The sequence below is a fragment of the Coleofasciculus sp. A1-SPW-01 genome (assembly GCF_040217205.1).
GTDB classification, from domain to species: Bacteria; Cyanobacteriota; Cyanobacteriia; order Cyanobacteriales; family Coleofasciculaceae; genus Coleofasciculus; species Coleofasciculus chthonoplastes_A.
In genome coordinates, this window is record NZ_JAVJNP010000085.1 from 16,563 (window position 1) to 42,439 (window position 25,877).

General features: G+C 46.1%; 16 protein-coding genes, 1 tRNA gene and 1 pseudogene. 13 read left to right on the top strand and 5 right to left on the bottom strand.

Features of this window, described 5'->3' with window-relative positions:
• Window positions 1-197: 197 nt before the first annotated feature.
• The 6 genes from RH949_RS13050 to RH949_RS13075 all read left to right on the top strand — a co-directional run bounded on the left by RH949_RS13050 (window position 198) and on the right by RH949_RS13075 (window position 9,486).
• Window positions 198-1,589 carry a glycosyltransferase family protein gene (locus RH949_RS13050; RefSeq protein WP_446353622.1) on the top strand — a complete coding sequence of 464 codons (1,392 nt, stop codon included), beginning with the start codon at window positions 198-200 and terminating at the stop codon, window positions 1,587-1,589.
• Window positions 1,590-1,909: 320 nt separating this feature from the next.
• The gene (locus tag RH949_RS13055; RefSeq protein WP_446353646.1) at window positions 1,910-3,244 is read left to right on the top strand and encodes a glycosyltransferase; all 1,335 of its coding nucleotides are present in this window, start codon (window positions 1,910-1,912) and stop codon (window positions 3,242-3,244) included.
• Between the two features lie 321 nt (window positions 3,245-3,565).
• A complete protein-coding gene (locus RH949_RS13060; RefSeq protein WP_446353624.1) occupies window positions 3,566-4,834 on the top strand; it encodes a glycosyltransferase family 4 protein in 1,269 nt (422 codons plus the stop codon).
• A 17-nt stretch (window positions 4,835-4,851) separates the two neighbouring features.
• Window positions 4,852-6,669: an ABC transporter ATP-binding protein gene (locus tag RH949_RS13065; protein ID WP_446353626.1), complete on the top strand. Its 1,818-nt coding sequence runs from the start codon at window positions 4,852-4,854 to the stop codon at window positions 6,667-6,669.
• A gap of 219 nt (window positions 6,670-6,888) precedes the next feature.
• Window positions 6,889-7,890 carry a phosphotransferase gene (locus RH949_RS13070; protein WP_446353628.1) on the top strand — a complete coding sequence of 334 codons (1,002 nt, stop codon included), beginning with the start codon at window positions 6,889-6,891 and terminating at the stop codon, window positions 7,888-7,890.
• Window positions 7,891-7,989: 99 nt separating this feature from the next.
• Complete coding sequence (locus tag RH949_RS13075) at window positions 7,990-9,486, top strand: iron uptake porin (protein WP_446353630.1); 1,497 nt, start codon at window positions 7,990-7,992, stop codon at window positions 9,484-9,486.
• A 92-nt stretch (window positions 9,487-9,578) separates the two neighbouring features.
• Here RH949_RS13075 and RH949_RS13080 read toward each other — a convergent pair whose 3' ends face one another.
• Together RH949_RS13080 and RH949_RS13085 are read right to left on the bottom strand one after the other, a co-directional pair.
• Complete coding sequence (locus RH949_RS13080; RefSeq protein ID WP_446353632.1) at window positions 9,579-10,172, bottom strand: hypothetical protein; 594 nt, start codon at window positions 10,170-10,172, stop codon at window positions 9,579-9,581.
• A 61-nt stretch (window positions 10,173-10,233) separates the two neighbouring features.
• Entirely contained in the window at window positions 10,234-14,250 is a 4,017-nt protein-coding gene (locus RH949_RS13085) for a response regulator (protein ID WP_446353634.1), read from the bottom strand.
• A gap of 1,075 nt (window positions 14,251-15,325) precedes the next feature.
• Between RH949_RS13085 and ldpA the strand changes: the two genes are divergently transcribed.
• Both ldpA and RH949_RS13095 read left to right on the top strand, forming a co-directional pair.
• Complete coding sequence (ldpA, locus tag RH949_RS13090; protein WP_446353636.1) at window positions 15,326-16,564, top strand: circadian clock protein LdpA; 1,239 nt, start codon at window positions 15,326-15,328, stop codon at window positions 16,562-16,564.
• A 191-nt stretch (window positions 16,565-16,755) separates the two neighbouring features.
• Complete coding sequence (locus tag RH949_RS13095) at window positions 16,756-18,471, top strand: R3H domain-containing nucleic acid-binding protein (protein WP_446353648.1); 1,716 nt, start codon at window positions 16,756-16,758, stop codon at window positions 18,469-18,471.
• Here the strand turns inward: RH949_RS13095 and RH949_RS13100 are convergent.
• Window positions 18,459-18,692 (bottom strand): hypothetical protein, encoded by a 234-nt coding sequence (locus tag RH949_RS13100; RefSeq protein ID WP_044204643.1) that lies wholly within the window; start codon window positions 18,690-18,692, stop codon window positions 18,459-18,461. The two genes, RH949_RS13095 and RH949_RS13100, sit on opposite strands and share 13 nt — an antisense overlap.
• Window positions 18,693-19,176: 484 nt before the next feature.
• On the opposite strand from RH949_RS13100, the gene RH949_RS13105 reads away from it, so the two are divergent.
• Window positions 19,177-19,248 (top strand) — tRNA-Gln (locus tag RH949_RS13105).
• A gap of 105 nt (window positions 19,249-19,353) precedes the next feature.
• Here RH949_RS13105 and RH949_RS13110 read toward each other — a convergent pair.
• Window positions 19,354-21,384: an ATP-binding protein gene (locus RH949_RS13110; protein ID WP_446353639.1), complete on the bottom strand. Its 2,031-nt coding sequence runs from the start codon at window positions 21,382-21,384 to the stop codon at window positions 19,354-19,356.
• Window positions 21,385-21,485: 101 nt separating this feature from the next.
• Between RH949_RS13110 and RH949_RS13115 the strand changes: the two genes are divergently transcribed.
• Both RH949_RS13115 and RH949_RS13120 read left to right on the top strand, forming a co-directional pair.
• Window positions 21,486-22,385, top strand: a complete 900-nt coding sequence (locus RH949_RS13115; protein ID WP_083798898.1) for a hypothetical protein — start codon at window positions 21,486-21,488, stop codon at window positions 22,383-22,385.
• A gap of 367 nt (window positions 22,386-22,752) precedes the next feature.
• Window positions 22,753-23,682: a WG repeat-containing protein gene (locus RH949_RS13120; RefSeq protein ID WP_232231616.1), complete on the top strand. Its 930-nt coding sequence runs from the start codon at window positions 22,753-22,755 to the stop codon at window positions 23,680-23,682.
• An 86-nt stretch (window positions 23,683-23,768) separates the two neighbouring features.
• Here the strand turns inward: RH949_RS13120 and RH949_RS13125 are convergent, their stop codons facing one another.
• A complete protein-coding gene (locus RH949_RS13125) occupies window positions 23,769-24,065 on the bottom strand; it encodes a hypothetical protein (protein ID WP_006098331.1) in 297 nt (98 codons plus the stop codon).
• A 106-nt stretch (window positions 24,066-24,171) separates the two neighbouring features.
• Here RH949_RS13125 and RH949_RS13130 point away from each other — a divergent pair, with 106 nt between their 5' ends.
• Together RH949_RS13130 and RH949_RS13135 are read left to right on the top strand one after the other, a co-directional pair.
• Window positions 24,172-25,653, top strand: coding sequence for an eCIS core domain-containing protein (locus RH949_RS13130; RefSeq protein WP_446353642.1), 1,482 nt, complete (start codon window positions 24,172-24,174; stop codon window positions 25,651-25,653).
• A gap of 26 nt (window positions 25,654-25,679) precedes the next feature.
• Window positions 25,680-25,877, top strand: a pseudogene (locus RH949_RS13135) (hypothetical protein); the annotation flags it as partial.

Below are 25,877 nucleotides of genomic sequence, written 5' to 3' on the forward strand. Positions count from 1 at the left end.
CTATTCCCTTCTTAATCACAAACATGAAAGAGTTCTCATAAAAGTATCACCTTGTTTTCACGGCAGTTTATTAAATTTAAGTTAAGATATCAGAAAGCAAGATAAATTTTAGGGGAAAGCCTCAATTTTATCATCCTGCTCGCCTAAAGGATACATCAATCACAAGAAACCACATTTTGGAGCATCAGGAGATAACAATGATAGCACAAACGCGCACAATTGAACGTTTTTTGAATGGAGAAAGAGCCGCCAGTTTTGAGCCTAAAACCGCTGAAATTGCACAGCATCTTCATTTCAGAGAACTAACAAGTCGTGCGACTGATGCTGCTCATACGGGGTGGTTTTCCCATCTATCTCCGGCGATTGTCCAACCGAATAGCGCTAGAACTCGGAAATTGCGGGTGGTGTTGTACTCCCATGATACGATGGGTTTGGGTCATAAGCGACGCAATTTGTTAATGGCTCAAACCCTTGCCCAGTCTGCTTTACCCACGGACATTCTGCTGATTAGTGGCATGAGTGAGGCAAGTAATCTGCACATCCCTGATGGCGTAGATTATGTGGCACTTCCCGCCCTGCATAAAGGAACCAATGGACAATATCAATCCCGTCGCTTGGATCTGTCGCTACAACATATTGTCAATCTCCGCGCTAATATTATTCGGGCGACTGTCGAATCCTTTCAACCCGATGTCTTCATTGTCGATAATGTGCCACGGGGGGCAATTCGAGAATTAGATTTAACCCTAGAGTATTTGCATACTCAAACAGATACTCGTTGTGTTTTAGGTTTACGGGATGTGCTTGATGATCCGATAAAAGTACAGCATGAATGGCAGCAAGCAGAGAATGAAGATATCATTCGTAAGTATTATGATGCGGTGTGGATTTACGGTGATCCTAGAATTTCTGATCTGGTTGAGGATTGTCAATTTTCCCCCGATATAGCCGCGAAGGTGCGTTATACCGGTTGTTTTGATCAGCGCAAACGACTGGAATTTGTGGATACTCCCGACGTTGATCCCTTAGCCACACTAAATCTTCCCCTTGGGCGGCTGGCGGTGTGTATGGTTGGCGGTGGGCAAGATGGGGATAAGCTGGCAGAAATGTTTGCCCAAACCCCTTTACCTCCAGACACCAACGGGGTGATTTTAACCGGTCCATTTATGCCCCTTCCTGTGCGTCAACACCTACACCAAATCGCGGCAAAACATCCCCGTTTGCGAGTGTTGGAGTTTCTGGCTGAACCCACCCAATTATTGAATCGGGCGGATTGTGTGATTACCATGGGCGGCTACAACACCACTTATGAAGTTCTTTCCTTTGACAAACCCGCGCTGATTGTACCACGAGTCAAACCGCGCCAGGAACAGTTAATTCGGGCTAAACGGTTACAGGATTTGGGATTAGTTGATATGCTGCATCCCGATAATGTCACGCCCACCGCTTTAAGGGAATGGCTATCGCAGACAATGGGAACATCGACACATCGACGCGATCGCATCGATTTCCATGGGTTGGCACGTTTGCCTCATTTACTCGAATCTGTTGTTGATTCCCCAGTTATTTCCATGGTTAATGTTTCGTAATTCTTGAATCAGGAATCCGATTTGTCATTTGTCAAGAGTCATTTGTTTATGTCGGGGCGAAGCATTTTGCATCCTTGTCAACTTAAGCTCAACCCCTCTCCCCCAGCCCCTCTCCCACGCCGGGGAGAGGGGAGTAAGAGAATCCGGTTCCCCAACTCCGGTGCAACAAAAGCGAAGCATCCTCTGTCCTCCCCCCTCTTGTAGGGGGGAACGAGGGGGGTCGGGAGAAGGGGTTAGGGGATGAGGGGGAAAATGCCGGAATGTTATCGGTTAAACCCGCCCCTACATATCCAACCTTTACCTAATCCCCCATAACAATGATGCTTTCCACACAATTAAACCGCGTTGGTTATGTTCTCAAGCGTTATCCACGCTACTCAGAAACATTCGTCGTCAATGAAATTTTAGCCCATGAAGCCGCTGGATTAGAAATAGATATTTTTGCCCTACGCCCTCCGGCGGAAACTCATTTTCAAAACATCATTTCCCAAGTTCGCGCCCCAGTTTACTATATTCGTAAACCCATCCAAGGGCGAGTGAGCGAGTCTCTCAATAGCCTTAACCCAACAGCCGCTAGCTTCTTCTGGGCAGAACTTCAGGAAGCCAGTAAAATTATCCCCGATTTTTGGACAAAATTAGAGTTTGCTCAAGGGGAAAAAGCCAGTACCGTTTATCAAGCCGCCTGGTTAGCACGAGAGGTACGGTTAAAAAATATTAGTCATCTCCACGCCCACTTTGGTACAGTGGCAACCAGTGTCGCTCGTTTGGCTGCCCACTTTGCCGGAATTACTTATACCTTCACGGCTCATGCTAAGGATATTTTCCATGAAAGTGTCGAACCGGAAGACATGAAACGGAAGCTACAAGATGCGGCAAGTGTGATTACGGTTAGTGACTATAATCTCAAGTATTTACAACAGATGTATGGTACAGCATCCGCCCCTATCCAGCGCATTTATAATGGCTTGAATTTAAACCAGTTGGGGTATAAATCTCCCCAAGAACGCCCACCCACTATTCTTTCAGTCAGTCGATTGGTCGAAAAAAAAGGGGTTTCTGTTTTAATTGACGCTTGTGCCATTCTTGCCCATCGCGGCTGTTCGTTTCACTGTCAAATTATTGGCTCAGGTTCATTAGCAGCAAATCTACGAGAGCAAATTCAACGCCTCGGTTTAGAATCAACGGTTGAAATTATTGGTTCGCGTCCTCAAAATGAAGTCTTTGAGCATATCCAGAATGCGGCTGTATTTGCTGCACCTTATATTATTGGTAGCGATGGAAATCGTGAGGGTTTACCAACGGTTTTACTGGAAACGATGGCGCTGGGTACGCCTTGTGTGGCTACTGATGTAACCGGAATTCCTGAAGTTGTGCGTCATGAAGAGACGGGATTAATGGTGGCTCAACATGATTCTCCGGCGTTGGCAAATGCTCTAGAACGCTTACTGATTAATCCAAGTTTACGGGTGAAACTGGCAACAAAAGCGCGGCAATTGATTGAGTCAGAGTTTGATATTTATCGCAATACTGCGGTTTTGCGGACTATTTTTAATCAAGTCGTTAATCAAGATAAGTTACAGTCTTCTCCAGTTGTTTCTAATCATATATCGTCCACTAATCAACAGGATAATGTGAGTTTTGCACAAAATGTATAAGTAGGTTGGGTTGAGCGTAAGCGTTACCAAACAGGATATCTTGTCATTTGTCAAATAACCCTTTATTCCATACTTGAGACGGGGCGGGTTTATTGACATCAGGGTCAACAATAAAGTTAAGTGGTGAAACCCGCCCCTACAGACCTATTTATTTTATCCCTGATTCAGGGCGGGTTTAGTAACATTAGGGTCAAGAATAAAGTTAAGTGGTGAAACCCGCCCCTACAGACCTATTTTTTTTATACATAACACAGGGATAGTTGAGAGGAAATAGGGTTAAAAATGAAGTTAGTTGTTTGTCGTTTGTTGAGACTATAAATTATGCGAATTGCTTACATTTGCGCTGATCCAGGTATTCCCGTTTTTGGTCAAAAAGGTTGCTCAATTCATGTTCAGGAGGTAATTCGTGCTTGGCTAAAACTAGGAATACAGGTTGAGTTATTTGCCACACGAATTGGTGGTGAGCCGCCACCGGATTTAGCCGATGTCATTGTTCATCGTTTACCCTCTATTCCCAAAGGTGAAATAGCTGCCCGTGAACAAGCTGCCCTATCTGCTAACCTTGATCTACGTATAGCACTGGAGAATAACGGTATTTTCAACTTAGTTTATGAGCGTTACTCGCTCTGGAGTTTTACCGGAATGGATTATGCCAAGTCTATGGGAATACCAGGGATTTTAGAAGTCAATGCTCCCTTGATTGAAGAACAGGCAAAACATCGGGGATTAGTAGAGCGCACGCTAGCAGAACAAGTGGCACAACAAGTATTTAGTACAGCCAGTGCAATTATTGCGGTTTCTGAAGAAATTAAGACTTATATAGAAACATATCCGGGAGTAAGTAAACGAGTGCATATTATCGCTAATGGCGTTAACCCAGAGCGTTTTTCCAGTAGTATTGAATCAGCCTTATCCATTCATTTAGAAACATTCACCGTGGGATTTGTTGGCACTCTCAAGCCTTGGCATGGATTATCGGTTTTAGTCGAAGCCTTTGACACCCTACATAAAAAGTATATAAATACGCGACTACTAATTGTCGGGGATGGACCCGAACGAGATAATTTAGTCACAGAATTGTCAGCACGCGGATTATTAGATGTGACTCATTTTACGGGTGCTGTTACTCCTGATAAAATCCCTGAAATTTTAGCAAAAATGACCGTTGCCGTTGCCCCTTATCCGCACCAATCTGACTTTTATTTTTCACCCTTAAAAGTCTATGAATACATGGCAGCCGGATTACCTGTGGTGGCGAGTCGTATTGGACAATTGAGAGAATTAATTGAAGATGAAATTAATGGTTTATTATGTCCTCCAGGCGACGCCGTAGCCTTAGCCGCCACCCTGGAGCGCCTCTACCATAATCCTGAATTAGGCAAACAGCTAGGAAAAGCCGCCAGACAGAGGATACAGCACCATCATACCTGGGATGCGATCGCGAAACGTCTATTAGAAATCGCGGGTATGACAGAGGGAGCAGAGGGTGTAGGGGCGGGTTTGACAGATAACATTTTGCACCAAACTGATAACTTGACTAAACCCGCCCTTCTAGGGGAACAGGGGAAGCCGATTGGGAATGACGAATGACGAATGACATAAGACAAATGAAAAAAAAATCTATTCCTAGTTTCTGGCGAATATTACATCGCTTCGCCCCCTATCTTCAGAAACAAAGTTTACTCTTAATCACAGCGGTATTCGCTCTATTCGCTGAGGTAGTATTGCGATTACTTGAACCGTGGCCCCTGAAATTTGTTTTTGACTATATTTTAATTGATGCACCCGATAAAAACATTAGTATTCTCAATCGTTTTGATCCAGTAACATTGCTAACCCTATCGGCTTTCGGGTTAATCGCCATCACCGCACTACGAGCAATAGCATCTTACTGGAGTACCGTGAGTTTAGCCCTAGCCAGTAGCCGCATCTTAACCGAAATTCGCGAACAACTCTATCGTCATCTTCAATGCCTATCTCTCTCCTACCATACCAAAGCTAGAAGTGGTGATTTATTAGTGCGAATCAGCACCGATACCACCCGATTACAAGAAATTGTCCTAACCGCCGTCATGCCCCTTATCGTCAGCATTATGACACTATTGGGTATGATTGGAATCATGATTTGGATCGATCGCGATCTAACATTACTAGCATTAATTACCTTACCCTTCTTTTGGTTTGCCGCCACCCGCCTAAGTGAGCGAATCCAGCAAGCCTCACGTCAGCAGCGTCAGCGTGAGGGGGCTGTCGCCGCCACTCTAGCCGAATCAATTGGCGCAATTAAATTAGTACAAGCCCTTTCCCTGCAAGACGCCTTCGCCAACGTCTTCTCCCAAGCCAATCACCGCAGTCTCAAGGAAAGCGTGAAAACCCAACGCTTATCCGCTAGCTTAGAACGTACTGTGGATGTCGTCATCGCCATTGGTACAGCCATTGTCTTGTGGTACGGTGCCAGGTTAGCATTACGAGATCATCTCACCCCTGGAGATGTTCTAGTTTTCTTAACCTATCTCAAACAAGCCTTTAAACCAATACAGAACTTTGCTAAATATACCGGGCGACTATCAAAAGCAGTAGCCTCTGGGGAGCGTGTTTTAGACATTTTAGATGAAACACCGGAGGTTGACGATTCCCCCTTTGCCATTGTCGCGCCTCCATTTCAAGGATATGTCAGATTTGATTGCGTCAGCTTTGCCTATCAAGCCGGTAATCCCTTACTCAAAGCCATTGAATTAGACGTAAAACCGGGACAACAAGTAGCTCTAGTGGGCACCTCCGGGAGTGGTAAATCGACACTTCTGAGCCTACTTTTGCGTTTGTATGATCCCACTGAAGGGCGAGTCATGATTGATGGACGAGATATTCGTGACTATACCCTCAAATCATTGCGAACTCAAATTAGTGTCGTCATGCAAGACAGTTTACTCTTTGCCGCCACCGTTTGGGAAAACATCGGCTACGGTGTTCCCGATGCTACCCACGCCGAGATTGAAGCAGCAGTGCGTCTTGCCAATGCTCATGAATTTGTCGAAGCGCTTCCCCAAGGCTACGACACCATCTTAGGCGAGCGAGGCTCCACCCTCTCCGGGGGACAACGTCAACGTTTAGCCATCGCCCGAGCCGCCATTCGCCAAGCCCCAATTCTCATCCTCGATGAACCCACCACAGGTTTAGACAAACATAACGAAAAAGCCGTGATTACCGCCCTAGAAAGCGTAGCCAAAAACCGCACCACCTTTCTCATCACCCATGACTTAACCCTCGCCGCCCATGCTGATTTAATTCTCTACCTAGAAAACGGACAAATCCTCGAACAAGGAACCCATTCCCAATTAATCCAACTCAATAAAAAATATACCAGCTTATATCAGATGCAATCTCCAGCCGATAGAGAAAACAAAAAGCAAGAAATAAGTAGGTGAACACCATAAAAGCTAACGGTGGAGATCGTCATTCGTCATTCGTCATTTGTCCTTTGTCAGAGTTTGAGACTCTCATGTCCCATAATTCCTCCAAATCCCCCAACCCATCATCCAAATCCCCCAAAACCTCTGCGCCCCTCTGCGCTTACCTCTGCGCCCCTCTGCGTTAAAAAAACATCATTTCGACACCACCAATTTTCATTTAAAATCGTCAATCCCATGACCATTCCCGTAATCGATCCATTCAACATCACCACCGATCCAAACCTGTCATTCCTTACCGCAGCCCTTAACCCAATCACCGCCCAGCAAGAACTCACCAAAAACCTACCACAACCCCTTCAAAAAAGCAACCTTTGTGCCATTCGCGTCATTCGCCACAAACCCGGACGTCGCTGCTTAATTGAATATAACCTAACCCATCCCAATCATTCCACCATTCCCATCACCCTCCTCGGCAAAGTACGGGCAAAAGGCACTGATTTTAAAAGCTATCAACTCAACCAAACCCTTTGGCAGAAAGGATTTACCGATAATAGTAACGATGGAATTAGTATACCCGAACCCATCGCCGTAATTCCCGACTTTCAGATGTGGCTTCAGCGCAAAGTACCCGGAGTAACCGCCACCAAACTACTCCCCCAACCCCAAGGAATTACCCTAGCTAAACGCATTGCCGAAGCCATTCATAAACTACATCAAGCCAAAATTCCGCCCCAGCGTTGCCACACCATAGCCGATGAACTGCGAATTTTGCACGAACGTCTGCCCCTAGTATCTCAACTCAAACCCCAGTGGGAAACCCGTTTAAAGCAAATTTTAGCGGCGTGCGATCGCGTGGCAGCAATAACCCCAGAACCGCAACTTCTGGGTATTCATCGCGACTTTTATCCTGACCAAATCCTTATCGATAACAATCGCCTTTATTTACTGGATCTGGACTTATATTGTCAAGGCAATCCCGGCTTAGATATTGGTAACTTTATTGGACATATCACAGAGCAAAGTTTGCGAACTTTAGGCAATTCCGAAGCCTTAGTGGATCGAGAAAATGCGTTAGCGGAGAGATTTATTCAGCTTGCAGGTGAAGCCCTTCGTCCAGCGATTCAGTCTTATACAACCTTAACCTTAGTGCGACATATTTACATCAGCACTCAGTTTCCAGATCGGTGTCAATTTACCGAATCTTTATTAGAACTGTGTGAACAACGTCTCAAATAAAAGATGATTGGACAAGTTTTATATCAAAAAATAGGGCTAGTGATAATTGTATTAGTTTCTCCTTTAATAGGAACACATACCACCCTAGCCAATGAGTTTATGACAACCGATATTGACTCTAATTATTCACGATCAAAGGAACTCACCAATAGTGACATGAACACCGTCACACCAGTATCTCAGCTAGCCGATGTGAGTCCTGATGATTGGGCATTTCAGGCATTGCGATCGCTCATTGATCGCTATGGTTGTCTCAGCGGATATCCGAATAACACCTATCGCGGCAATCAAACCCTGACTCGCTATGAATTTGCCACTGGATTAAAGGCTTGTCTAGATTACATTTACGAACAAAATATTAACAGTACAACCAACCCCGTTGCCGAAACTGATCTAAAAACATTGCAACGATTACAACAAAATTTTTCTACTGAATTAAACCTAATTAGCGAACGGGTATACAGCCTAGAAAAGCGCACAACTCAATTAGAATCTCAGCAATTTTCTCCCACCACTGAATTAGAAGGAGAGGTGATTCTTGCGTTTAGTGGAGTTCAGGGGACAAAAAAAGCTGATGGAAGTGGTGAACCCATTGACAATAATCTCACCTTTGGCAATCGATTTCGCCTCACCTTAGAAACCAGTTTTACCGGAAAAGATAGACTACAAATCCGTTTGCAAGGTCGTGATATTCCCGAATTTGCCGAAGCTACAGGGACACAAATGGCAAACTTAGGGTTTGATGGAAAGGATGACAATGAAGTAGAACTTGATGAATTAGAGTACCGATTTTTAGTCACTCCCCAAACCCAAGTGAGTCTGGGTACAGTAGGAATCGGGTTAGGCGATTTAATCCCCACCGTCAACCCTCTATTTAGCGGAAGTGGGGATGGTTCCATTTCCACCTTTGGGCGAGAAAATCCCATCCGCCGTCAAGGAGAAGGGGCGGGAATTGGCATTTCTCAGAACTTGGGTGAGTCTGTTAATCTATCCTTGGGCTATGTTGCCATTGATGCCAATGAAGCCGATAATGGGATTTTGGGCAATGATACTTATGCTGCGATCGCGCAATTAACCTGGCAACCTAGTGACATCGCCTCTTTAAGTTTCACATACACCCGTTCCTCGAATAGTTTTAATACGGGAACTGGTAGCGAATTAACCAGTGATCCGTTTAATCGCGAGACTGAAGACGTAACAGCTAACTCTTTTGCGGCTGAAGCCTCTATACGAGTCAATCCAGGATTTATTTTAGGCGGGCGAGTGGGTTTAATTCAAGCGCAAGCTAAGGACTTACCCAATCAACCTAATGCTAATATCTTTACCTGGGCGATGTTGTTGGCTTTGCCGGATTTTGGCCAAGAAGATAGTTTAGTCGGTATTGTAATTGGTCAACCGCCGAAGATTCTTAATAATGAACTGGGCGCGGATTTTGAGGATCGGGATACAGCGTTACATCTAGAAACATTTTACCGTTTTCCGCTGAATGACGATATCTCGATTACTCCAGGATTATTTGTGATTACTAATCCAGAACACAATGATGATAATGATGCGATTTATGTTGGTACTATCCGAGTTACATTGACGTTTTAATCTTGATTTAAGGTGAGATAGGGCGGGTTTTGTTTGTACGTTAGGGATAACAAGATAATTTAGTTCCTAAACCCGCCCCTACAATGCTATCCCTACAATGCTGTCCACAATGCCAACCCACCGCCGCGTCCTCTTGCGGCAATTGCTTGATTTTCGACGAGAAAATAGGTAAAAAATGCCTTATCTTTTAACGGTTTATCATAAAAAGAAGCCTCTCGCTCTTGACCGCCGCGAATATATCCGTTATATAATTTTAAGCCAAATAATGACAGGTTTATGCGGGTGAAATCAAAAGCCAGGATATTCGTCTTAGCAAAAAACTGAGTCGGTCCAGTGACAACTAGGTGCAGAGATCCCAGTTCCACCGAATTTACTACTGTTCCTTGGTCTTGACTCGCTTCTGAGGGGGAGTAGGATAACTGAATCTTTACCCATTTCGGCAAAAACCGTCCCGCACCCAACACCACGCCAGCACGTTGACGAGAGCGTTTGGTTCCGGTGATAAATCCCAATCGCCATGTTCCCAGTAACTCGGAATAGCTATGGCGTACTTTCGTCTGTTTGGCTGTCTTCTCAGCGGTTAATAGTGCCTCAACCACAGCTTTGGATTCAGGGGGTTTGGTAGAAGACGTGGTTAAAAACGCGATCGCTTGATCAAGTGTTGGGTCAATTAGGTCTGTGGTCATAAGATTACTATACCAAAAGAGTGAAATAGTTACGAACTAGGGCTAAAGCCCTGACTACGAACTAAGTTTTGTCTGGTTTGTGTTCCAATAAAACCCTTTTCACGGGTTCATATTCAGCTTTAATCTGCGATAATAGCGTGGCTTTAACTTCAACGTTATCACGATTCGCCTTGGCTTCTAACTCCTGACACAAATGAGCTAAACGGCTTGCTCCTAACATCGCACTGCTGGATTTCAAGGTATGAGCGGTTCGATTCAGCAGTTCTGTTTGTCCTTGAGTTATTCCATCAGACAAATCTTGTAAGAGTTTAGGCGCCTCCTCTAGATAGCGAGTAATCACTTCGGCTAATATTTCCTCTTGATTCAGCATCTCACGTAATTGTTGAAAAATTACCGGGTCAAACACGGCTTTATCGGACAGATCCAATCCCGCCACCGTGGTACTATCCGATGGGGTTGTATCAACAGAACTCCCAGAGGCTTTAATCTCCTCTCCCTCTGCTCCCAGACGTTCCACCGGAACGTCTCTACAAGCTCCCTCTACACCCCCTGCTTCCCCTGCTCCCCCTGCTCCCCCTGCTCCCCCTGCTTCCCCTACACCCCCTGCTTTCTTTAACGCCTCAACCAATTCCTCAATGCGGATGGGTTTGCTGATATAATCATCCATACCTGCCTCAATGCACATTTCGCGATCGCCTACCATGGCATTAGCGGTCATGGCAATTATTCGCGGACGTTTCGATTGCTTATTCTGATCTGACCACTCTTGACAAATACGCCGGGATGCCTCTAACCCATCCATTTCTGGCATCTGTACGTCCATAAACACCACATCATAAGGCTGACGCCGTAGCGCTTCCAAGACTTCTAACCCATTCCCTGCGACATCCGCTCGATATCCCATCCGTTGCAGCAGATGCAGCGCTACCTGCTGATTCACTGGATTATCTTCCGCCAGTAAAATTCGTAGGGGTAACCGTTCACCCATCTTGGCGTCAATGTCTGGTTTCTTGGCGCTGTGGATTTTCACCTTAATCGGTATCCCCGCCATCGCTTGCATCAGCACATCACACAGTTGAGACTGTTTAATCGGTTTAGTCAAAAACCCAGCAAACGTCTGCTTCACATCAGGTGTATCGACTTGCAACTCACCCAGAGACGAGAGCATCACCAGAGGTAGAGTTTGACAACCGGGAACTTTACGGATTTTTTGCGCCAATGTCACCCCATCCATCTCTGGCATCTGCATATCCAGAATTGCCAAGTCAAACCGTTCCCCCTGATGTAGCCAATCTAAGGCTTGAACCCCTGATTGTGCCGCATAGCATTCCATTCCCCAAACTTGAGCTTGGCGCATCAAAATCTTGCGATTGGTGTCGTTATCATCAACAATTAGCAGTCGTTGACCATCGAGTTCCAATCGACAAACCTGATTCGTATTCTGCTGGGTACTCGGATCAGCCGGAACCACCAACGTGAAGTAAAAGGTTGAGCCAATATCCTCTTGACTTTCTACCCACATTGTCCCGCCCATCATTTCGCACAATTGCTTACAGATGGCAAGTCCCAATCCTGTACCACCATATTTGCGGGTGGTTGAGGAGTCTACTTGACTGAAGGGTTGAAATAAACGGTTTAATCGTTCTGGGGGAATACCAATCCCGGTATCCTTAACCGCAAATTGAATCCGATAATGAGGGGTAGCCACTGAGGGAGTAATCCGTGGAGTTAGGCTAGTTTTTGTTTCCGGGCGCTCCCATTGTTCATAGTCGAGTTTCTCGGCGTTAATGGAAACAATCACTTCCCCCGATTGGGTAAATTTAACCGCATTACTCAACAGGTTAACCAAAATTTGCCGTAAGCGGGTTACATCACCGATAATCATTCGGGGAGTTTGAGGTGTAATTTGATAGGCAAGTTCTAAGTTCTTATCACTGGCTTTAGCCGCTAACAGATCCAAACAATTTTCAATACAAACTTGCAGATCAAAGGAGACTTCTTCCAACTCCAGTTTGCCGGATTCAATCTTGGAGAAGTCGAGAATATCATTAATAACGGTGAGTAAGGTATCGCCACTATGACGAATCGTGGTGACGAATTCCTGCTGTTGAGAGGTTAACTGCGTATCCAACAGCAGTCCAGTCATACCAATCACCCCATTCATCGGCGTGCGAATTTCATGACTCATCGTGGCGAGAAATTCACTTTTAGCCCGAGTCGCTGCCAAAGCCACATCACGAGCTTGTGCCAATTCTTGTGCTGCCTGTTGACGCTCAATTTCTCCACCAATCCACTGCGCCATCAGTCTTAACAGTTCAATTTCTATATCTTTGAATGGCGTTTGTCGGGGGGTTAGACTGACGAAACAGAGCGTACCATATAATTGTCCGCTAACTATAACAGGGACACCGATATAGGCTTCGACTTGGAAAACCTTGAAGCCGGGGTGATTGTGCCACTGGCTGGTGCTAGCGGATAAGATGCAAAGGGGCTTTTTGGCGTGTACGATTTCGCCGCAGTAGGTTTGTTTCAGGTCAAGAGTGACGCCTTTGAAGCTCAAATTATTGGGCATTTGAGCGGCGATGATTTCATAACGCCCGTTCTCGGTGTCAATGTTTTCAATATGAGAGAGAATACCGACATCCAGATTAAACTGGCGGCGTCCCATGGTTAGTAAGTTTTGTAGCTTTTGCTCAAAGTCAGAATTTTGTTGGGTTGTGACTTCGTATAAAGCGCGAATTATGGCAGCATTTTCGCGCAGTTCTTGTTCAATGTGTTTGCGTTGAGTAATATCAATAGCAATGCCTAAAATGGCGGGTGTTGCTGAACCTGTGACATAAAAGGGAATGCGGGTGGTTTGCACGATGCGGATATTCCCGTGAGCATCGGGAACCCGTTCCTCTGGGATATGTTTGGGTTGTCCCTGTTGGATAATTTGCCGTTCTTCTTCGCGAATACGGCGCAGTTGTTCGGGGGATTTAATAAAGTCCTCATCTTTGTGGTTAAGCAAGTGTTCGACTGTTGTCCCGTAAGCATCCGCGATCGCTTGATTGACGAGGATAAACTGTCCATCGAGATTTTTGGCGAAAATGAAGTGAGGCACTAGATCAATGATTTGGCGTAGCTTTTGCTCACTAGCTTGTAACTGTTCGGCGGCTTGCTTGCGATCGCTAATATCCTCCACTGATCCTTCATAGTACAGCAGTACGCCATTGGCATCCCGTACTGCACGAGTATTTTCACTAATCCAGATAATACTCCCATCTTGGCGATACACTTGGGACTCAAAGCTGGAGACAGAACCCTGTTGATGAATTAGGCGTTTAAATTCAGCCCGTTGGTTTTGATCCACATAGAGTTGATGTTCACCATTGGTGAGGCGACTGATCAGGGCTTCGGGGGAGGGATAGCCATAAATCTGAGCCAGAGCCGGGTTAGCGCTAAGATACTGTCCATCGGGGGTGGTTTGGAAGATACCCCAACCCGCTTTTTCAAAGATACTGCGATAGTTTTCTTCGGCTTCCAGCAAGGCGTCGGCGACTTGAATACGTTCTTTGATTTCCCGTTCTAATTTCTGATTCACCTGGGTTAATTCTTTGGTACGCTCATTGACACGCTGCTCAAGTTGTGAATTTAGAGTACGCACCGCCGCTTCTGCTTGTTTGCGATCGCGGATTTCCATTTCCAACGCCTGATTCGCCGCTTGCAGTTGAGCGGGGCTGGGTAGCGCCAAGGCTTGGGGAGTCAGCGGAATCAGGACTAACGCCGTGTAACAGGAAACCAGAGCCGTAAATGCTTTAATCAAGCCAGAGAGCCAATAATCTGGAAACCAAAGTGTCCAGACTCCCATAGCGTGAGTCATCCCACAGGCAATAATAAAAGCACCAAATAAGAAAAATATTCTGGGAAACGGGACATCCTCTCGCTGGCTAACAAAGTAAAGCAGAGTAACAGGAATTGAAAAATAAGCCAGCGCGATTAAGGCGTCAGAAATAACATGTAGGGAAACTAAATTCGTTTGCCACAAGTAGCAATGACCGTGAGGAATATACAACAGTGTTGTTAATAAATCTGGCATTGTCAGTCCTTCAATAATCCAGCAGATTGACTCGCTGATCAATCAAGAGTTTTTGCCGTGAGCAGAGCAAAGTTTGAGTTCCCTCCCCTTGACAAAGGGAGGGTTGGGGAGGAGTCCGTCTCAAGGTATTGGAGATCTCAATTGTTTGATCCTGCCCCTAGTCTACTTGTCTAGTCTGCCCATTCTTATCCGGCTAATGCACAGGTCGATCCGCGAGTTGATCGAATTCCGTTTCCTGTAGAAAATGGCAAAAGATTAATAGCTAATGGTAAATCATCCATTTCTCTTATTATTTATTAGCACAACCTGTAAGAAATATTTATCCCCAACACCTTATCTATAATAGATGCTTTAGCTGGGCAAGCAGGGAAGCAGAGGTGCGGAGGGATACTAGGACATCGGTCAAGAAACCGGGTTATGCCAGGTGAAAGGTTTATATGGCGTTGTCATGCTGACTAGAAACCCGGTTTCTAGGAATACTTGACCGACGCTCTAGGTGAAAGGACAAGGAAATGTCGTCGGGGCAAGGCATTAGACCAGCGGATGCGGGAGCTTTTGGTTCTATGGGGGAGACCAAAGTGTCCAGCTACTTAATCAAAGGTTGAGGGGGAGTAGCTTTACAGAATCTTTAACCTTTTCTCCCTGAACTTTACCGAAACTTTATAGATCTAGCCCTGGGATTGCAGTACTCTTTTTAGTGTAGTAGAGAGTTAAGGTTGACTCCGCCAAATGAACAGAGCGGGGTCTTTTTGTGGGCATGGGGAATCCTTCAAAGGGTTTGGGAACCAAACCCCTACTGTCGGTGGGTCAACAGAATTCATTAATGTTACAAAAATTAAACATGAAATCCAGGTTCATTCATGTCGGAGATGAAAAACAGCACCCTCTGGATTTACCCCCCAGATTTAGGGGACAACCTGACTAAATTGCCTAGATATGGGGAAATGGATGCATCTGAGTCGCGATCGCAGCACAATTGCCCACCCCTAATCCTGAACCCTGCGGTTTATTGTCCCCCAGGTTTCCACCAGAAATCAATCTCCCCATTTTTGGCACAAGGAATTAGCATATAAGGGTGACTAAACTGTACACTCCCTTACAATCCCTAAAGGAAGGTCGCTGGTTCAAGCTCATCTGTGGCGCAAGTTTTCAGCACCTACCTGCCGTTCGTAACCTCACCTTGGCGTATACTCTAGCTGGGGCTGATTGTATTGATGTGGCAGCTGACCCTGCCGTAATTGCGGCGGCAAAGACAGCCTTAGGGGTGGCGACAAGTCTGGTGGAGTCAGGTCTTGCACAAGGCATGGGATACAGTAACCAACCCTGGTTAATGGTCAGTTTAAATGATGGGGAAGATCCCCATTTTCGCAAAGCTGAATTTAATCCCAATGCTTGTCCTCCCGACTGTCCCCGTCCTTGCCAAACCATTTGTCCGGCTCAAGCTATTGTCTTTGAGCCACCGCCAACTCCGCCGGAGTCCCGAAAACAAGCGAAACCAGACCAACCTTTCAACTATCCTCACTCGCCCCAGGGATTCTCCGGTGTTATTGATCAACGCTGTTATGGCTGCGGACGTTGCTTACCCGTTTGCCCCAGTCAACTGATCTATACTCGCTCCTATGTATCCGCCCCCACAACTCTAGCGGAACTGATTCTTTCAACGGGCGTTGATGCTTTGGAAATTCACACCCAAGTTGGGCATTTTACTGATTTTAAACGACTCTGGGGCGCGATCGCTCCCTGGATGCATACCCTGAAGTTGCTGGCTATCAGTTGTCCGGATGGTGAAGGCATGATTGATTATCTCTGGGAACTTTACCATCTGATCACGCCCTTACCTTGTCCCCTCCTCTGGCAAACCGATGGCAAACCAATGAGCGGTGATATTGGTACAGGAACCACTCGAAAAGCCGTGAAACTGGCACAAAAGGTGTTATCCGCCAACTTACCTGGATACGTGCAACTGGCGGGTGGAACCAATCACCATACCGTGAGTAAACTCAAAGCAGTAGGACTCCTCAACCCTGGAACCCCAGAAGACGCTACCGCTAACCCCATCCAGCCCTTTGTCGCGGGTGTGGCTTACGGAAGCTATGCCCGGGTATTACTGGCTCCAATTTTAGACCAACTCGATCAATACCATGAAGCAAATCATAATATCAATTTCCAAGCATTTCCATTATTATCAAGGGCAAACCTGGAAAATGATCCACATCGGCTGGCAAAAGCCGTGGCTCTAGCCCATTCCTTGGTGTCTCAACTCAAGTCTGAGCCTAAGCCTGTTCAACCCGAACTCAGTAGGTTCTGTCAATAGTCCTCAAACCCTTACATAAACAAAGGACAAAGGACGAATGACAAACGACGTAGCTTGCTTCTCAAGGGAGCGAGTATGACAAACGACGAACGACGAATGACAAGCCTATGGTGAATGCCAACGGGATGAACCCATCCCATCCCCAATCGTTATCCAATCAAGCCTTATCTAACACCACCAATTTAGCTGGGATGCAGATTACTGAGGATCTCCAAAAATTACTCGCTATTTTGCCAGAGGATATTCGCCAAATCCTGGAGCAACACCCCCATCGCGACAATTTAATTGAAGTGGTGATGGATTTGGGTCGATTTCCTGAGGTGCGTTTTCCCTCTGGTGCCGAATATCTGTCCGAAACCCCCGTCACCGCTGAACAATTAAACTATTGTGTTGAGCGGGTTGGGCATTTCAGTGGGGATAATCGAGCCGGACTGGAGAAAACCTTACACCGGATTAGTGCGATTCGCAATCGTCCCGGCGACATTATCGGGCTAACCTGTCGCGTCGGACGAGCGGTGTTTGGCACTATTGGTCTGATTCATGATCTGGTCGAACGGGGTCAATCAATTTTGATGTTGGGGCGTCCAGGTGTGGGCAAAACGACGGCGTTACGCGAAATTGCCCGGGTGCTGGCAGATGATCTACAAAAACGGGTGGTGATTATTGATACCTCCAATGAAATTGCAGGCGATGGCGATATTCCCCATCCCGCCATTGGTCGAGCTCGGCGGATGCAAGTGTCGCGTCCAGAACTTCAACATCAGGTGATGATTGAAGCGGTAGAAAATCATACACCCGAAGTGATTGTCATTGATGAAATTGGCACCGAACTCGAAGCCCTCGCCGCTCGCACGATCGCAGAACGGGGGGTGCAGTTGGTGGGAACAGCCCATGGAAACCAAATCGAGAATCTGATTAAAAATCCGACGCTCTCTGATTTAGTCGGTGGGATTCAAGCCGTAACTCTGGGGGATGATGAAGCCAGACGTCGGGGTTCTCAAAAAACGGTATTGGAACGCAAAGCCCCGCCCACCTTTGAGATTGCCGTGGAAATGCTGGAGCGTCAGCGCTGGGTCGTGCATGAGAGTGTTGCGGATACCGTGGATGCGCTACTGCGGGGGCGCAAACCGAATCCCCAAATGCGGACGGTGGATGAGCAGAATAAGGTAATTATTACCCGTGAATTCCCCGATGCACCCGCACCCCTGGAGCGCAGTACCCAGTCCGGGTTAGTGGCAAAACCCAGTGGCTGGCGTTCGTCGGGACAGATGCAGCCACTATCGCGTTCCTCATCACCGGCGTCGGCTCAAACCAGTTATTTTGATCAGCTTCTCCATGACTCTTGGCAACAACCCAATTCCGTTGGCGAGGTTATAGATACGATTGGACCCAATGGTGAAGATCTGCCCCTCCATGTCTATCCTTATGGGGTGAGTCGCCATCAAATTGAGCAGGTGATTCGGGTGCTCAATTTACCCGTTGTCTTAACCAAGGATATGGATAGCGCCGATGCCATTTTAGGCTTGCGATCGCATGTTAAAAGTCACTCGAAACTGCGCTCAATTGCCCGCTCCCGGCAAATTCCGATTCATGCGGTTAAAGCCAGCACCGTTCCCCAAGTGAGTCGCGCCCTGCGGCGGATGTTGGATATGGATGATCCTGGAGTTCCCGATGCAGCGGATTTGCGGTTGTTTACCCAAAGTGGAAGTGATGATGAGATTGAGGCGCTAGAAGAAGCACGGTTAGCCGTCGAGCAAATCGTTATTCCTAATGGACAGCCCGTCGAATTACTACCGCGATCGCCAAAAGTGCGAAAGATGCAGCACGAACTGGTGGAACATTATCGCCTCAAGTCCGATAGTTTTGGTGATGAACCCAATCGCCGCTTGCGAATCTATCCCGCTTGATGGCAAGGGGTAGGGGTGTGGCAAGAGGACAGCGTGTAGAGTAGCTCACGAGACTCTTGCTTCACCCGTTCTTCCATTACTGCTTGCTGTAATTGGATGAACGCGGTAAAGTCTTCCCAATCGTACTTGTTGGCTAAAAGCTGACGCAATTGGTCTTCAGCTTGCAGGGTCAGGTAGCCAGTCTTTTCCGCTTCTTGAACAATTTCGCGAATTAATCTCATTAGTGAATCTCCAGTGTTAATCGGTAGGTTAAAGTTGTGCCAGGTTCTATGACGAGTTATCTTCAGCTATAGTCACCCCTAGATATAAATCGCCAGTAGAGCGTTGCTCTTACTGGGTCTGACGGTATGGTGACAACTCGACATGCTATCAAATTTTTTCTTTACAAAAGAATACAAATTGAGTTCAACCCTTGGACAAAAATCCTCCTAACCTGAAGATATGTAAAAGCTACGTTCCCCTGATTAATGCAGCTAATGCCTTATTATAGGGGATTTAAGCGTAATATAAAGATTATATTAACTTTTTCACCCTTGATGAACGAGTTAAATAATCTTAGCTTATCTTAATATTTGTTTATATATGAGGAGTCCGCCGCGTAAATTGAGCTTTCTGTTCCCTGAGATCAGGAGAAATCAGCCAATTTTCCAAAATCTCTTGACATATTCCCAGCTACAACTGCTAATATAAGCAAGGTACACACATTGGGGTGTAGCCAAGCGGTAAGGCAGCGGGTTTTGGTCCCGCCATTCCCAGGTTCGAATCCTGGCACCCCAGTCGCATCTACCCGACAAAATAATTTGATTAATCGATTCGGCGTAATTCCCCACCCTCTTACAGGGTGGGGATTAATAGTTGGGCATAGCATTCAAAACGTTTGATTTATTTGGATTTAGATTTTGACTTAGATTTAGATTTCGATGACTCTAGCCAATCCTGAGTCCCAACACTAATCACGGTTTGAATCTGCATCTTGATCCCTTCAGTTTGCGCCGCTGCTAATAGATGCTTCATTCCCACTGGTTCTGAGGCTTCAGCGGCGAGAAAGGCTGCGGCTAAAGCAATATTGTGGATACTACCTCCGGAAACAGCCAGCCGCGCTAACTTCTCAAAATTCAATCGTCGGGTGGGAGTAGACTTGGGAAAGACGCGCCGCCAAATCTGCTCTCGTTGTATTGCATCTGGGAAAGGAAATTCCAGCACAAAACGCAACCGTCGCTCAAAAGCTGAGTCAATGGAGTCTCTTAAGTTGGTTGTGAGAATCGCCAACCCTTGATAGTTTTCTAAGCGTTGGAGTAGATAACTGACTTCTTGGTTAGCATAGCGATCGCGGGCGTCTTTGACTTGACCGCGTTTGGCAAATAAAGAGTCGGCTTCGTCGAATAATAGGACTACACCGCCGACTTCAGCCGCGTCAAAGATTTGAGCTAGGTTTTTCTCCGTTTCTCCGATATATTTACTGACAACTGCACTCAGATCAATGCGGTACAAATCGAGGTGCAGTTCTTTAGCAATAATTTCAGCAGCAGTGGTTTTACCTGTACCACTTTGACCATAGAATAACGCAGTTAGTCCCAGTCCCCGACTCTGTTTTCCCCCCATTCCCCAATCCTGGTAGACTTTGGCGCGTTGGCGGGTGTGGGCGACAATTTCCTTGAGGGTTTTGAGTTGGGATTCTGGCAGAATCAGGTCATCCCACGTCATTGGCGTTTCAATGCGTTGGGCGAGTGCATCTAGGCGGGGACGGGCTTGGTGGCGGCTGGTATTCCACAGGGTTGTTCCTAAATTGGTGTGATCATTGCGATTAACCTGATGGATGGCTTGGGTACAGACGGAATGAATCGCACTTTGGCTGAGATTGAATTGGGCGATTAAGCGATTAACCTCGCCATTGAGTTCGCTTCCTTTGTCTGCTAGATAGGTGAAAAATAGGGAACGTTGTTCTTGGGGAGTGAGTTTGGGTATATCGTAAGTGGTTAGGGAGCGTTCTGTTACGGGAAGTCGCTGTTGACTACTTAGGATTACAGGTGTACTGATTTCAGCAATAAATTGAGAAATCAGTGATACTCCTAGTGTATCTCCCATGTTCAGAGAGTCACATTCGAGGAACAATACACAATTGGTTAAGATAGCTTCCCGTTCCCAGCGTCGCCGTAATTGATGCAGTTGGGTGGATTCTGAGGGGAGTACCGTTGCTGACATGCGACGGATAGAACAGCCAAATAATGTTGTGGCTTCAGCAGCAATGCGGCGTTTTGTGGTCAAATCTGAGCCAGAAAATTCGATAATTGGCAGTTTTGAGGTGAGGGTAGATTCAGACCAAGCCGAAGCAATGATCTGGGCGATTTGCTGATGGGATGGGGGAAGGGCTAATTCTCCGGTTAAGCCGAGATCCAGGGGTTTAACTCGCTCATCAAGTTGAGCATCGATGCTGGGTTCGCCTAAAAGATAGCAGAGGATACGGGAGTCAATTCTTAGGGGCGATTGGGTTAAGGTTACACCGGGAGCGATTTCAATTAGTTGCCAGTATTGTAAGGGGGATTGTCGTCCTAGGACGCTTAAACTGATGTTGGGTAAGACAGATAAGGCTAAACTCAGAGTCGGGTAATTAATCTGGGAGTCGCCACTGGCTTGGCGACAGAGTGACGGAAAATCGGGGTCGAGTTCCATACCCACGCATAGGAGGAGGATATCGCGATCGCAAGCAGATAAGCCGAATTGGGTGCAGAGGATATCCAAGGCAAAGGGAATCGCCGAGTTAGGCGTTTCCGGTGGGGGGAGATTGGGGTTTGGATCAGTTGTCTGATTCTGTTTCTGGGAAATATAGCATTCAAGATGACGATAGACTCGGTTAACCGAGGTCATCAAATATTGATAATTGGCTTTGTACCAATCTATTGCTGTAGAAGTCATAGAATGGGTAGAATCTCTGAAGTGGAAGTCGATTTTGTCCGATATAATTTTTATATACAGGATATAGTTTTGCTAAATTAATTGCAAGTTATTCAGGGAAAGTGCAACTTTCTGGTGGAATGGGACAGGTGGGGGATAAGTATGAACAGCACGCCGATGCGGTAGCTGATGCCGTGATAGCTGGGAAATCGGCTGAACCTTTATTAGGAGAGTATACAGGAGTAGCAGTACCTCTACAAGAGGAATATCCTAATTTTGTACAGGGTGAGGACTCACACAGTAAATTAAAATTACCAATGTTCCCTCACACCAAGACTATTCAGTACCAACCAATGAAGGGGAAAGTAGGAAATATTCAAGCTCAAGCTGATCGCCCTGCTACAAGTTTTCAAATCGGCCAAACACTAGGAGTTAATACTCGTGGTTATCGGGGTTGGTCAGGAGGAACAAGCGGATGGGTGACAGCCCTAGACGAGAGTGGTCAACGAATTAGTTTACCTGATTATTTGAAAGTTAAATATGAGGGATTCAGGCAGGGACGAGATTACTTTGAGTCCTTGGAAGGACATGAAACAGAATTATACGGAAAAAAACTAAGTCTCGCACCCGGCTATCTTGACGATACTATGACTTGGGGTGGGTCGGCAGATCTCACCTATAACGACCAAACGAAACAACTAACTTATGGAAGTAAACGTGCACGTGCAATCATAAATGTTCGTCCGGGTGTTGACAAGATACACTGTGGTGTGACTTATGCCCTACGACTTCCTGATTTTCCTCATCCTGGGGGTAATCAATATGGAGACTATGCTACAGTCTGGTTTAGAGTTTACGAGGGACCCCAAGGAGATGAATACTTACACCGTGGACGTGGTTCAGCGGGGTGCATAACAGTTACTGATAATGTTTGGCCGGATATTTATAGATATCTAATTAACAAACGCAGAGGTGTCCATTTTGTAGGAACAATTGCACGGATCAACTGTCGTGGAAACTAACAATCTGCGCTGAGGTCAATTGATATAATGAGACGGCTAGCCTCTCTAGTAGATTGAGGAAAATGACTGAGCTGAATGTAATGTGATGAATTATACAGTGCATCGGATTGCGACTTATTCTTACTAAGTTGAGCTAAAATTATTTGGTAAACTTAGTCAAAATCCATGTTAAAGTCTAGTTTTTAAGACCAGCATGATCCTAACCTCAAACAAAAAGTTTGTTCAAATAATTTTGATATTTTTAGGTATTGCTCTTTCCGCTTTAATTTCCTGTAGTCCGCCAGAGCAGAGGCTAATCTCAAACAATTCCTTGGAGTCAGTTGACTCACCCAATCTATCACCGGGAGAAAGTCAAGAAACAAATCAATTGCTTCCGATTATTCAGCGTGATAAATATGGTTATATAAACTCAACGGGGCAGATTATTGTTAAACCCCAGTTTGAGGAGGCTGGGTTTTTCTCGGAAGGGCTAGCATGGGTCAGAATTGGGGATAAGAGTGGCTTCATTGACACAACTGGGCAGATTATTATTGAACCACAGTTTGATAGTGCTTCTTCCTTTTCCGAAGGACTAGCTGCTGTAGGTATTGGTGGTAAGATAGGCTATATTAACAAGACTGGCAAACTGGTTATCCCACCACAATTTGATACAACGTATCGGTTTTGCGAAGGGCTAGCTAGTGTCGCGATTAATGGTAAGTGGGGCTATATCGATAAGACGGGCAAGATAATTATCCAACCGCAGTTTCATAAAGCTAGAGACTTTTCCGAAGGACTGGCATTAGTCAGGCTTGGCAAACAATCAGGTTATATCGACCAAAGGGGGCAGTTTGTTATTGAGTCACCTTTGAGTTTAGATAGAAGTTTCTCCGAAGGTTTGGCAGTGGTGAGATCGGGTGTCGAGTGGGGCTATATCGACAAGACTGGACAAATCGCTATTGATTTACAGTTTAGACAGGCTTTTGATTTCTCTGAAGGGTTAGCTGTCGTAGTCACAGGTCCACCTGTTCGGGAAGGACCACTAGAAATGGCCGATCTGACTTGGGGCTATGTTGATAAAACAGGTCAGATGGTGATTAAAACGGAGTTTGATGAAGTCAAAGACTTTTCTGAAGGGCTAGCTGCTGTAGCCGTGGGTGAAAAGTGGGGCTATATTAATAAAAGTGGGCAGATCATAATCGAGCCTCAATTTGATTTTGCCAGTGAATTTTCCCAAGGATTGGCATGGGTGACAATTGACAGCAAGCCAGGTTATATCGATAACACAGGAAGGTACATTTGGACTCCCGCGAACTGATTTATCGAGTTGACACAGTATAGCCAGTAAAGGAGTAATGGCTGAAGGGGTGACAAGCAGCTCAAGCGCTTGACAGACAGAGCATTTCACCTTTTCAGGGTTTGGCGACAGAGTAAGGGAAAATCCGGGTCGAGTTCCATACCTACACATAGGAGAAGGATATCGCGATCGCAAGCAGATAAGCCGAATTGGGTGCAGAGGATATCCAAGGCAAAGGGAATCGCCGAGTTGGGCGTTTCCGGTGGGGGAAAATCCGGGTTTGGATCAGTTGTCTGATTCTGTTTCTGGGAAATGTAGCATTCAAGATGACGATAGACTCGGTTAACCGAGGTCATCAAATATTGATAATTGGCTTTGTACCAATTTATTGCTGTAGAAGTCATAGAATGGGTAGAACCCCTGACGTGGAAGTCGAATTTGTCCGATATAATTTTTATATACAGCATATAGTTTTGCCCAATTAATTGCAAGTTATATAGTCATCAGCTTATGCAGGAAGCTCAACAGCAGAAACCTTCGTTTATTCCACCCGCCCCTGCGCCCAAAGATAGTGCTACAGGGTTTGCACCACCGCGATTTCCTGTACAGTCGCAAGCCAAACAACCGTCGGCTTCTGGAAAGGTGACTCGCGCTTATTCGAGTTATGACCGAGATTTAATTCAGGCAAAGCTGCTTGAGGGAATGGATGAGGCGATGCCAAGACAGGCACAAATGCAAGCCATCCAGCCCAAAGATGCCCACGGTGAAGCTGAGGATGGGGTGCAACTTAAAGACAATGGGGAGGCGGTGCAACACAAGTCACCCCAAGACATTGCCGGGGATGGGTTTAGGGGAACACCGAGACAATTACCACATCTGGATAAAATCCAACAGTCCTTTGGTCAAGACTTATCCCATATTCAAGCTTATATGGGGAAAGAGGCGGCAGCGGCATCTCAGACGTTGGGGGCGGCGGCTTATACCTGTGGGAATCGGATTGCCTTTGCTAAGACTCCGAGTGTAGGGTTAGCCGCCCATGAAGCTGCCCACGTTATGCAGCAACAATCAGGGAAAGTGCAACTTTCTGGTGGAATGGGGCAGGTGGGGGATAAGTATGAACAGCACGCCGATGCCGTAGCCGATGCCGTGGTAGCCGGGAAATCGGCTGAACCTTTGTTAGGAGAGTATACAGGAGACACTGCGATCGCGCCGTCGATGCCTTCAGTGATGGCACAAGCGGAAAATGCACCGCGACAACCGAGTGCGATCGGGCAAGATGTTTGGGCATCCGCAGAGGTCAAATTGATTGATGAGAGAAATTTTGGCAGTGCTTTGGCGGGAAGAGGCGGAAATTTAGGCAGTGAGGGAACCTATTACATTAATCCTAGAATCTCTGCCACATTGGGCGCAACCCAAGGTAAATTCCAAGGAACACCACGATTGTTTCTCGGTGACAAAACCGTTGGTAGCCACGTTCGGTTAATGGTTTCCAACCCACAAACAGAGCAAAGAGTTTTCGGGGGAGGACATGAAGGATACAAGTTTACTGCCACCTACACATTAAAGAATGCTAAAACCTGGGAAACACCTAACATGAATTTCAACTTTGGCGTTCATAATCGTCGGCAACTCGAGGGAAGTCTCGGTGCTTCTGGAAGCTTGCCAATTAAAAAACTGCTTCCTGTAGAGGCAAATGCCAATATTGGCACCAATTTCAGCAGTGAACAGGATTTTAAGGCAAATATTGAAGAGTTTTCTTTAGGCGGAACCAACAGCTACTATGCTCACACGCATAAGATTTCTCTGTACATAAGTTCTGCGGGGAATGCAGGTGGAGAAGAAATTGAATCCGGAGGTGATGGAAATCATACTCCAGACGGCGTTTATGTCTCTCAAAAAGTTGAGAGTAAGAACGTTGAGGCTGATGATGGTAGCCATAGCTATATCACTTACCATGAAAAACCAAGAGTGAATATGCCATTACAAAAATAAAATAAAAATGAGGAATTAAACCTAAGATGAAACCTCAAACAATAATCAACGTCGTAGTAGTGTTAACTACTATAGCAATGGCAAGTTGTTCAGGAGAACATATCCCTTTTTTGGGACAGTCTCGCCCTCAGCCAATCCCTCCGCCGGAACCGATTAATTGTCCAGAAATACCAACGGTTGAGGAAATACCAAATACTCCTGTCTCTGGTCAAGTTTATGGGCGA

Bases quoted from the DNA above. Each gene is read 5' to 3' on its own strand.
- RH949_RS13055 (WP_446353646.1), top strand. From the start codon at position 1,910: ATGCTTTCCACACAATTAAACCGCGTTGGTTATGTTCTCAAGCGTTAT.
- RH949_RS13060 (WP_446353624.1), top strand. From the start codon at position 3,566: ATGCGAATTGCTTACATTTGCGCTGATCCAGGTATTCCCGTTTTTGGT.
- RH949_RS13100 (WP_044204643.1), bottom strand. From the start codon at position 18,692: ATGAGATTAATTCGCGAAATTGTTCAAGAAGCGGAAAAGACTGGCTAC.
- RH949_RS13065 (WP_446353626.1), top strand. From the start codon at position 4,852: ATGAAAAAAAAATCTATTCCTAGTTTCTGGCGAATATTACATCGCTTC.
- RH949_RS13075 (WP_446353630.1), top strand. From the start codon at position 7,990: ATGACAACCGATATTGACTCTAATTATTCACGATCAAAGGAACTCACC.
- RH949_RS13095 (WP_446353648.1), top strand. From the start codon at position 16,756: ATGCAGATTACTGAGGATCTCCAAAAATTACTCGCTATTTTGCCAGAG.
- RH949_RS13085 (WP_446353634.1), bottom strand. From the start codon at position 14,250: ATGCCAGATTTATTAACAACACTGTTGTATATTCCTCACGGTCATTGC.
- RH949_RS13070 (WP_446353628.1), top strand. From the start codon at position 6,889: ATGACCATTCCCGTAATCGATCCATTCAACATCACCACCGATCCAAAC.
- RH949_RS13050 (WP_446353622.1), top strand. From the start codon at position 198: ATGATAGCACAAACGCGCACAATTGAACGTTTTTTGAATGGAGAAAGA.
- RH949_RS13125 (WP_006098331.1), bottom strand. From the start codon at position 24,065: ATGACTTCTACAGCAATAAATTGGTACAAAGCCAATTATCAATATTTG.
- RH949_RS13110 (WP_446353639.1), bottom strand. From the start codon at position 21,384: ATGACTTCTACAGCAATAGATTGGTACAAAGCCAATTATCAATATTTG.
- RH949_RS13130 (WP_446353642.1), top strand. From the start codon at position 24,172: ATGCAGGAAGCTCAACAGCAGAAACCTTCGTTTATTCCACCCGCCCCT.
- RH949_RS13080 (WP_446353632.1), bottom strand. From the start codon at position 10,172: ATGACCACAGACCTAATTGACCCAACACTTGATCAAGCGATCGCGTTT.